This is a genomic window from Embleya sp. NPDC059213 (genome assembly GCF_042754445.1).
Classification (GTDB): domain Bacteria; phylum Actinomycetota; class Actinomycetes; order Streptomycetales; family Streptomycetaceae; genus Embleya.
Map to the genome: position 1 here is coordinate 88,796 of NZ_JBHZAV010000004.1, position 9,918 is coordinate 98,713.

Annotated in this window: 7 protein-coding genes; 4 read left to right on the top strand and 3 right to left on the bottom strand. The window is 70.3% G+C overall.

The genetic code is table 11. From position 1 onward, the window contains the following. Positions 1-2: 2 nt before the first annotated feature. Genes ACFXMF_RS02955 through ACFXMF_RS02965 form a run of 3 tightly spaced genes read right to left on the bottom strand, consistent with a single transcriptional unit; the run spans position 3 to position 3,423 of the window. Positions 3-863 carry an amidohydrolase family protein gene (locus tag ACFXMF_RS02955; protein WP_379991865.1) on the bottom strand — a complete coding sequence of 287 codons (861 nt, stop codon included), beginning with the start codon at positions 861-863 and terminating at the stop codon, positions 3-5. Further along, positions 860-2,050: a mandelate racemase/muconate lactonizing enzyme family protein gene (locus ACFXMF_RS02960; RefSeq protein ID WP_379991864.1), complete on the bottom strand. Its 1,191-nt coding sequence runs from the start codon at positions 2,048-2,050 to the stop codon at positions 860-862. The genes ACFXMF_RS02955 and ACFXMF_RS02960 overlap by 4 nt, the downstream gene beginning before the upstream one ends. Further along, complete coding sequence (locus ACFXMF_RS02965) at positions 2,050-3,423, bottom strand: aspartate aminotransferase family protein (protein WP_379991863.1); 1,374 nt, start codon at positions 3,421-3,423, stop codon at positions 2,050-2,052. The genes ACFXMF_RS02960 and ACFXMF_RS02965 overlap by 1 nt, the downstream gene beginning before the upstream one ends. 216 nt (positions 3,424-3,639) lie before the next feature. On the opposite strand from ACFXMF_RS02965, the gene ACFXMF_RS02970 reads away from it, so the two are divergent. The 4 genes from ACFXMF_RS02970 to ACFXMF_RS02985 all read left to right on the top strand — a co-directional run bounded on the left by ACFXMF_RS02970 (position 3,640) and on the right by ACFXMF_RS02985 (position 9,802). Further along, a complete protein-coding gene (locus tag ACFXMF_RS02970; RefSeq protein WP_360324871.1) occupies positions 3,640-4,473 on the top strand; it encodes an IclR family transcriptional regulator in 834 nt (277 codons plus the stop codon). A 750-nt stretch (positions 4,474-5,223) separates the two neighbouring features. Then, positions 5,224-7,026 carry a peptidase C14 gene (locus ACFXMF_RS02975; protein WP_379991866.1) on the top strand — a complete coding sequence of 601 codons (1,803 nt, stop codon included), beginning with the start codon at positions 5,224-5,226 and terminating at the stop codon, positions 7,024-7,026. 68 nt (positions 7,027-7,094) lie between these two features. Further along, positions 7,095-8,387, top strand: coding sequence for a Gfo/Idh/MocA family protein (locus ACFXMF_RS02980; protein ID WP_379991862.1), 1,293 nt, complete (start codon positions 7,095-7,097; stop codon positions 8,385-8,387). A 155-nt stretch (positions 8,388-8,542) separates the two neighbouring features. Further along, positions 8,543-9,802 (top strand): sugar ABC transporter substrate-binding protein, encoded by a 1,260-nt coding sequence (locus tag ACFXMF_RS02985; RefSeq protein ID WP_360313436.1) that lies wholly within the window; start codon positions 8,543-8,545, stop codon positions 9,800-9,802. Positions 9,803-9,918 lie beyond the last annotated feature (116 nt).

Consider the following 9,918-nt stretch of genomic DNA (forward strand, 5'->3'; position numbering starts at 1 on the left):
GGTCACGACAACCCCAGCAGCGGCAACGCGTCGCGGAAGATCAGCTCTTCGATCGCGTCCCGATCCAGCGGCGGCAACCCGGGAATCCCGGGTACGGCGGCCACCGCACGCAGGCCCGCCACCGACGCGTCCACCGTGGTGAACGGGTAGTCGCTGCCGAACAGCAGCTTGTGCAGCACGCCGTAGTCCTGGGCCAGCCGCAGGCTGTGCCAGAGCTGGAACGGGCGGTAGTGCAGCGCGCTGACGTCCGCGTACAGGTGCGGGTGCTTGCGGATCACCGCGATGCACTCGCCCTCGAACGGGTGGCCCAGATGCGCGAGCACCATCCGCAACTCGGGATGGCGGATCGCGACCGGGTCCAGCAACCGGGGCTGCGCGTAGGCGATCGGCGCGGCCGAGACGAACGTGGTCCCGGTGTGCACCAGGATCGGCAGTCCGTTGGCCTCGGCGTAGGCGAACAGCGGGTCGTACTGCGGATCACCCGGGTCGAAACCCGCGTACATCGGCATCAGCTTGATCCCGCGCAGGCCCAACTCCTGGTGCCCGAAGCGCAGTTCGTCCTGCCACCCGGGCTGTGTCGGGTCGATCGACAGATAGCCGATCAGGCGATCCGGTTGGCCGGCCACGTATTCGGCGACCGCCTTGTCCTCGACCCACAGGCCGCTGCGCCGGGCCTTGCCGCCGACCACGACGGTCCGGGTTTCGGCCGGACTGGACGCCGCGTAGTCGGCCCAGCGCACCGTCAGGTCGACCTCGCCGTCGTGCGCGCGGGCCGACTCGGCCCGGAACGCGTCGTCGAAGTCGCAACACTGGCGGAACAGATGGGAGTGCACGTCGACGATGCCGGATCGCTGGGAGCTCACGTGCGGTTCCTCTTCTCCCAGCCGTCCGAGAACATGTTCCAGAACCGGTGGGTGGGCGGGTGCTCGGCGAACACGTCGTCGTCCAACTCGACGCCGAAGCCCGGCGCGGTCGGGATCTCCACGTGCCCGTCGGCGGTCACCGGCAACGTGCCGCGCACCGCGTCGAAGACGTACGGCTCCAACAGCCCGTCGAACGTCTCCAGGATCTTGAAGTTGGTGATCCCGAGCGAGGCGTGCACGGAAACCGTGGTGCACAGCGGCGAGTTGGAGTTGTGCGGGGCGACCATGATGCCGTGCGTGTCGGCGATCGCGGCCAGCTTGCGCACCTCGGTGAGGCCACCGGCCATGGACAGGTCCGGCTGGATGATGTCCACCGCGTTGGTGGCGAACAACTGCTTGTACTCGTAGCGGTTGTGGAAGTGCTCGCCGCCGGAGATCGGGAACGGCGCGCGGGCGCGCAGTTCCGCGTAGCGCTCGATGTGCGTCCACGGCATCGGCTCCTCCAACCAGCCGATGTCGAACGGCTCCAAGGCGCGCAGCAGCGCCGAGGCGGTGGTCATCGCGAACCTGGCGTGGCCCTCGATGAACAGGTCCACGTCCGGCCCGATCGCCTCGCGGACCGCGCCGACCAGCTCGACGGACTGCCGCAGTTCGGCCCGGGAGAGCTCGTGCAGACCGGCCCCGAACGGGTCGAACTTGAGCGCCGAGTAGCCCTTGGCCACGGTTTCCTTGGCCTTGGCCGCGAACACGTCGGGCTCGCGCTCGCCGTTGTACCAGCCGTTCGCGTAGACCCGGACCCGGTCCCGGCAGGCGCCGCCGGTGAGGCGGTAGACCGGGACGCCGAGCGCCTTGCCCATCAGGTCGTGCATGGCCTGGTCGAAGCCGGACAGCGCGATGCCGCCGATGTCGCCACCGCGCAGGAAGTCGCCCTGGTAGAGCCGAAGCCACAACTCCTCGGTGTCGAACGGGTCGGCGCCGATCAGATGCCGGTTCGCCAACGCCTGGGCCAGCGCGGCGGTCTCGGCGACCCGGTACGGGTGGGTGATCTCGCCGACGCCGGACAGGCCCTGGTCGGTGTGGACCCGGACGTAGCCGAAGTCGCGCCACGCGGTGCCCAGGAGCAGCGTCTCGACGTGGGTGATCCGGCCGGCCGGGCCGGTGGGTCGGGTGCGGTCGACGACCAACATCAGCGGACCGTCCCCTCGATCGCGCCGCCCATCGTGGACGTACCGGCCAACTCGCCGATCCCGCCGTCCTTGATCGCGTCCTGCACGGCCAGTTCGGTCGCGGCGATCAGGTGGTCGACGTCCGCGTCGGTGTGCGCGTACGAGATGTGACTGCGCTTGAGGTTGAGCGGTAGCTCGAACACGCCGTGCTCCAGGAGTCGACGGCGGTAGCCGATGAACAGACCGGCGTCGTTGGCGAGCAGGTCGTCGTAGGTGCGCGGGACACCGCCGGACATGAAGTAGGTGACGAACACCGAGCCGTAGCCGGTGACCACCGCCGGGACGCCCAGCCGGGTGTACATCTCGCTCAGGCCGGTGCGGACCCGGTCGCCGAGCCGGAACACGTGCTCGTGCACCGGTTCCTCGCGCAGCTTGCGCAGCGTCTCCAGGGCGGCGGCGACCACCCACGGGTGGCCGTTGTAGGTGCCGGCGAAGAACGCGGGAGCGCCCGGGAGGGTGCTGAACTGGTCCATCAGGTCGGCCCGGCCGCCGAGCGCGCCGACCGGGGCGCCGTTGGCGATGGCCTTGCCGAACGTGGTGAGGTCGGGTGTGATGCCGGCGATCTTCTGGTAGCCGCCGAGGTCGTGCCTGAAGCCGGTGATCACCTCGTCGAAGACCAGCACCGAGCCGTGTGCGGTGCACTGTTCGCGCAGCGTGGTGAGGAACTCGGCCTCGGGCAGCAGGCAGCCGACGTTGTGCGGGATCGGCTCCAGGATCACCGCGGCGATCTCCCGGCCGTGCTCGGCGAACGCGGCGCGCACCGCGGCCGGGTCGTTGAACGGCAGGACCAGGGTGGCTTCGAGCACCTCGGGCAGGATGCCGGTGGAGATCGGGTCGTGGGCACCGACCGCCTCGGGCGAGGAGATCACGTTCAGGCTGACCGAGTCGTGCCAACCGTGGTAGCAGCCCTGGAACTTGACGATCAGTCGGCGGCCGGTGACCGCGCGGGCGACCCGCAGCGCGTGGAAGGTGGCCTCGCTGCCGGTGCTGGTGAGCAGCACCTTCTCGACCGAGGGCACCAGGTCGACCAGGGTTTCGGCGAGGGTGACCTCGCCCTCGGTGACGGCCACGCCGGTCAGGTCCAGGCGGCTCGCCGCCTCGTTCACCGCGCGCTGCACGTCCGGGTCGTTGTGGCCGAGCAGCGGCGGGCCGAACGCGGAGTGGTAGTCGGTGAAGACCCGACCCTCGGCGTCGGTGAAGGTCGCGCCGCCGGTCTTGGTGACGACCAGCTCGGTCAGACCCGGGATCCGGCGCTGACCGCTGTTCACCCCGCCCGGAATGACCCGAAAGGCTCGGGCGGGAAGGGAGTCGGTGGCGGCTGTGCCGACACTCATCGGTGGGCTCCTTGCGTCGTTCGTGACCGTTCGGATCCGCGGCCCTGCCAGGCCGTGGATCGCCGGCGCCATCCGCCTTCGGCACGCGTCGCAGGTTGTTGCACTTGTCTCTACACCGTGTTTTCTGAACACTGTTCGGCAGGACCGAACAGTCCCAGACTTTACATTTGGATGTACAAAGCAGTCAAGGGGTCCGGACCGGTAATGTGTTCTGCTATGTCGAACAGCGTTAACGAGAATGTCGAGGAGTCGAAGTACTGGGTGAAGTCCGTCGCCCGGGCCGCGGACATCCTCGAAGTGCTCTCCACACGTGGTCCGGGGGACGGCATGAGCGTCACCGAGGTCGGTCAGGCCTGCGGGATCTCCAAGAGCGCCACCTTCGGACTGCTCCAGACCCTGCGCGGCTACGGCCTCGTCTCGGACGACGGAGAAGGGATGAACCGGCGCTACCGGCTCGGGATGGGCCTGGCCCGGCTCGGTGATCGGGCCCAGTCGCAGGTGTCGCTGCGCGACGTGGCCCGACCGGTGCTGGCCGAACTGACCAGGGAGACCGGCATGGCCGCGCGCTTCGCGGTGCCCGAGGGCGGGCTCGCGGTGGTCGTCGACCAGGTCGGGATAGAGCAGCGGGTGCGCCTGGACCTGCGGATGGGCGTGCGCGAGCTGCCGCACTGCACCGGACTGGGCAAGGCCATCCTGTCCGCGCTGCCGGAGGCCGAGGCGCGCGCGGTGATCGAGCGCTCGGGGCTGCCCCGGCGCACGTCGCACACGATCACCGACACCGCGACCCTGCTCGCGCACCTGCGCGACATCCGGCAGACCGGCTACGCGTTGGACGACGAGGAGGACGCGGACGGGATCTTCTGTATCGGCAGTCCGGTCCGCGACCACCGGGAGCTGTGCGTGGGGGCGATCAGCATCACCGGGCTCAAGTTGGACCTGCCCGGCTGGCGATTCCAGGAACTGGGCCGCCAGGTCCGGGCCGGCGCGTTGCGGGTCAGCCGCGAGTTGGGCAGCACGGAGGGCGCCGAGGGCGAGATCGACGCCGGCTGAAACACGTCGGTGGACAATCGCACCCGATGGGGTCGAGACGGGACGATCCGACTCGACCCCATCGTGTTCCTCCGATCACGGACCACGAAAATCCGCCACGGGCTCTTGACCGGGATCGTCGAGCCGGTCTAGGTTCCTTGACTCATCAGGGCCCGCACGTTCGCTGCCACGAATCGTGCCCGGTTCGCGGCCCTGGGGTCGACGGTCCGTCAGCGGGCCGAGGCGACCCACCCCAAGCCATCCGCCGCGCGATTCCCACCGGTTGGGAACGCCGCATCGGCACGTGTCACGGGAAGCATCCTCACCCCCCTGCCGCCGAAGGCCGAGGTCCCGATGAGCACGTCCCCCGAAACTTCCACCGCCGTTCCGACGCGGGCTCCCGCCCCTGCCGCCGCGTCCTCCCGTCGCCGGCTGCTCGCCGCGGGCGGCCTGGGCGGTCTGCTCCTGGCCGCCGCCGGCACGGGTACGGCCGCCGCCGCGTCGTCGGCGTCCTCGTCCGCCGACGATCGGCACGAGGACGGCAACGTCCCCACCGGTGTCGCCACCGTCGCCGCGCTGCTGCGGCTGGAGACCCGCCGGCTCGCCTCGAACACCGTCGTCGTGGTCGCCGGCTACCACGCCGCGGGTGACGGCGGCGGCATGGTGGTGCGCTGGGAACCGCGTTCGACCCTGCCGGTCAACGGCGGCACCGTGCTGGCCCCCGCCTCGCCCCGGCGCGAGGGTCGGTGGATCCAGGTGCACGACGGGGTGATGGACTTCCGCCGGTTCGGCATCCTGGACGACAAGGTCCCCGCCGACGCGGCCCTGGACGCGATGGTCGGCGACCCCTACATCCACCGGATCGAAGCCCACAGCGACCTGCTCTTCGTCAAGCGGCACACCTTCGGCCGCTCCCGGATCGTCCTCGACTTCGGCGGACACACCGTCCGCACCACCGGCATCGAGAAGAACACCCACGACAACCCCTTCGGCGCCGTCCTGTACTTCAAGGGCAAGGTCACCGACACGGTGGTCAAGGCCAAGCTGTCCCAGCCGATGCCCGACCTGGCCGACGTCTTCGAGGTGCCGGACAGCGCGGCGTTCAAGGTCGGCGACTGGTGGGCGGTCACCATCGATCCGGAGCCGGGCAAGGGCAAGTACGAGCAGGAGGTGCAGCGCCTGGTCGAGATCACCCAGCTCGTCGACGCGACGCACATCCGGGTCGGCTACAAGATCGGCTGGGACCTCGCCGCCGGCCGTACCTTCACCTGGACCAGGATCGAACCGGTGGATCGCGCCCACGTGCGCAACATGGTCTTCCAGGGCATCCAGGACGGCGACCAGTACACCGGATCGCACCCGATCGCCTACGAGTACACCATCCACTGCGACGTCGAACACGTGGACGCGATCGGCACGTTCTGGCCGGTGGTGATGCGCCGCTGGTGCACCCACTACCGCACCCGGGCGTGCACGCTGAAGAACCCGGCCAGCGTCACGTGGGGCGGCGCCGGCTACCTGACCCAGCAGATCTACTGCCTGTACGGGCACGTCGAGGACTGCCACGTCGCGAACAGCCGGCATCTCAACGACCTGACCGCCTCCGCCTACTGCTACGTGACCAACTGTCACGGCGACGGCGACGACCAGGGCCCGTTCGTGACGCACGGTCAGTTCGAGCACGACCTCGTCTACACCGGCAACTCGGGACTGATGACCTTCGCCAACTCCGGTGCCGCGTGGGGTTCGGTGGCCAAGCGCATCACCGTGCGCAAGCACGTGTGTTCGTGGTTCGTGGCCCGGGTCAAGATCACCGATCTGACCCTGGAGGACATGCAGGTGATCGGGAAGCCGGCGCTGGCCGGCTCCGGGATGTTGTGGGTCAACGCCGACGGCGTACAGATCCGCGGCTGCACCGCGTCCGGACCGCTGATCGTGTCGCAGGCGTCCAACCGCTCGCAGCGCGCCAACGTGATCGCCGACTCGACGTTCACCCTCGGCAAGGACGCCGAGATCACCCAGGCCAACGTGAGCGGCGAACTGCACCTGCACCGGGTCACCCTCAAGGGCCTGGACAACGCGAGCCTGAAGAACGCCGGTCGACTCGTGCTCACCGACTGCACGCTGGTCGGCACCCCCGGCGCCGCACCGACCGCGGTGACCGGCGCCGCCCTGACCGTCTCGGGCGGCGAACTGCGGGATACCGGGCTGCGGTTGGCGGGCACCGGCGATCAGGGTGTGGCCCTGTCACGCACCCGACTCGGCGGCACCAACGCGGCCCGCGCGCTGTTGTCGCGCACCGGCGGCGCCCGGACGGTCTCCTGGCAGTTGGACGGCTGCGTGTCCACCACCGCCGACCCGGCCACGGCACACGTGCTGGTCACCGACGGGCCCAACCGCTACCGCGCGGCGGGCAACACGTTCGTCGGCGGTCGGCTCGAACTGACCGGCGCTGCCTTCGGCGGGAGCAGCGCGCTGTTGCACAGCGGCTGCGTCGAGGACGGCGTCACGCGTACCGCACTGCCCGACGAGGGCCCGCGCGTCGCGCACACCGCCGGCAACCAACTCCTCTGACTCGTCGTCACCCCCGGGCCCGCGGCCCGCTCGTACCAGCAGTCACCCCTCGCACCACGGGAAGCACCATGACCGCCGCCAGTTTGACCACGAACACCGGCCCACCGGCCGGCACCGACCGACCCGTCCGGATCGCGCTCGTCGGTGCGGGCAACCGGGGCCTGACCTACACCGATTGGATCCATCGGCACCCCGACCGCGCCGAACTGGTCGCGGTGGCCGACCCGCGCGCCTCGGCCCGGCAGGCGTCCGGCGCGAGCGTGCAGTTCGAGGACTGGCGGGCACTGCTGGACGAGCGGATCGCGGACGCGGTGATCGTGGCCACCCAGGACCGCGAACACGTGGAGCCGATCCTGGCGCTGGCCCGGGCCGGCTACGCGATCCTCACCGAGAAGCCGATGGCCGCCACCGAGGCGGACTGCCGGCGGATCATCGAGGGAGTCGCCGAGGCCGGTGTGCCGTTCGCGGTCTGCCACGTGCTGCGCTACACCCCCTACACCGACCTGGTGAAGGGCGTGCTGGACTCCGGCGTGCTCGGCTCGATCGTCAGCCTGGACCTGCTGGAACCGGTCGGCTGGTGGCACTACGCGCACTCCTATGTACGCGGTCCGTGGAGCCGGGAGGCGGACTCCTCGCCGATGATCCTGGCCAAGTCCTCGCACGACCTGGACTGGATCGGCTACGTCACCGGCGCTCGGATCGAGACCGTGGCCAGCTTCGGCGGCCTCGCGCACTTCAAGCCGGAGAACGCGCCGGCGGGTTCGGCACGCAACTGCCTGGACTGCGCGGTCGAACCCGACTGCCCGTACTCGGGACCCAAGCTCTACTTCCCGGCGCTGCGCAAGACCGGCGACGCGTGGCCGATCAACCACGTCACCGACGCGGCGCACGGACCGCAGGATCAGGCCGAGTTGGTCCGGGCGTTGCGTGAAGGCCCGTACGGGCGCTGCGTCTACCACTGCGACAACGACGTGGTGGACCACCAGGTGGTGGCGATGCAGTTGTCCGGCGGGATCACCGCGACCTTCACGATGACCGCGTTCACCGAGCAGACGCACCGTCAGGTGCGGATCTTCGGCAGCCACGGCTGGTTGCGCGGCGACGGCGAGCGGGTCACCGTGCACACCTTCGCCGACGACAAGGTGGTCACCCACGACGCGGGTGCCTCCGGGTCGAACGCGGCGGACGGACACGGCGGCGGCGACACCGCGCTGATCGACGCGTTCGTCACCGCGCTGGCCACCGGCGACCGGGCGCACATCCGCTCCGACGGCGCCGACTCGCTCGGCAGCCACCTCGCCGCGTTCGCCGTCGAACGCTCCCGACACGGCGGCAACACCGAGGTCGTACCCACGAGTTGAGCGACCCCCGCCCCGTCGGGCAGCCCCCGAGCCGGCCCGGCCGCTCGTGCCGTCCCGCCCTCGCCGCCTTCCGGCGGTGGGCGAGCGGCCGGTCCACCGCCTCGGCCCCTGAACTGACACCCCGTCAAACCCCGCTGTCAGGAGAAGCAACCCTCATGAGAAGAAACATCCGTCCGCGTACCGTCCGCGCGATCGCCCTCCCGGTGCTCGCGACCGCCCTCACCGTGAGCCTGGCCGCGTGCGGCGGCTCCTCCGGGCCCGGCTCGGGCGGCAAGTCGATCACCACGTGGATGTACCCGGTGATCGCCGACGAGGCGAAGAACAAGGAGTACTGGGCCGGCCTCACCGACGCCTTCGCCAAGGCCAACCCGGGTTACAAGGTCAAGGTCGAGACCTACCCGTGGGCCAACCGCGACACCGCGCTGGCCACCGCGATCGCGGCCAACAAGGGCCCGGACGTGGTCTACCTGGTGCCGGACCAGCTGCCCAAGTACCAGCGCAGCCTGGTGCCCGCGGACGAGTACATGCCGGCCGCCGACAAGGCGGACTACCGCAAGGCCGCGCTCGACTCGGTCACTGTGGACGGCAAGCCGATGGCCACCCCGCTGCTGATGAGCGCCAACCCGCTGATCTGCGACAAGCGGGTGTTCGCCGCGATCGGCGAGACGAACTACCCGGCCACCTGGGACGACCTGCTCAACCTGGCGCCGAAGCTCAAGGACAAGGGCTACCAGGCCACCAGCTACAGCGGCGACACCCAACAGACGCTGAACCTGACCTGGTACCCGATGTTGTGGCAGGCGGGCGGTGACGTGTTCGCCGCCGACGGCAAGTCGGTCGCGTTCAACTCCGAGGCCGGCGTCAAGGCGCTGAGCTACCTCAAGACCCTGGTGGACAAGGGCTACACCGACAAGGACCAGGTCACCACCACGCCCAAGCTGGAGCAGACCCCGGTGGCCAAGGGCAAGGTCGCCTGCACCTGGCAGAACACCCCGGCCGACGTGGACAAGTTCTGGGGCAAGGACAACACCGTCGTGCTGCCGCCGCTCAAGGACGCCAAGTCCGCGGGCTACGGCACGGTCGGCTCGTTCGCGATGCTCAAGGGCGCCAACAAGGACGCCGCGGGCAAGTGGATCTCCTTCGTCGCCAAGCCGGAGAACAGCCTCGCGCTGGTCAAGTCCAACGGCTACTTCCCGGCCCGCACCTCGGCCGCCGACCCCTACCCCGGCAATCAGCTCCAGGCCGACGTGGCCAAGACGCTCGACGTGATGAGCGCCGGCCCGCTCAAGGAGAAGTCGCGCGACGTGATGGGCGTGCTCGCGCCCGAGATCCAGGCCGCGCTGATCGGCAACAAGAGCCCCAAGGCCGCGCTCGACGACGCGGCCAAGGCGGCGAACGCGCTGCTCGCGCGCTGACCCCGGTGGGGGGGCCCGGGGGGGGGGGGGGCCCCCCCCCCCCCCCCCCCCCCCCCCCCCCAAACCCCCCCCCCCCCCCCCGCGGTCCCCGCGCGGCCGGCCGGCGCCCCCCAACC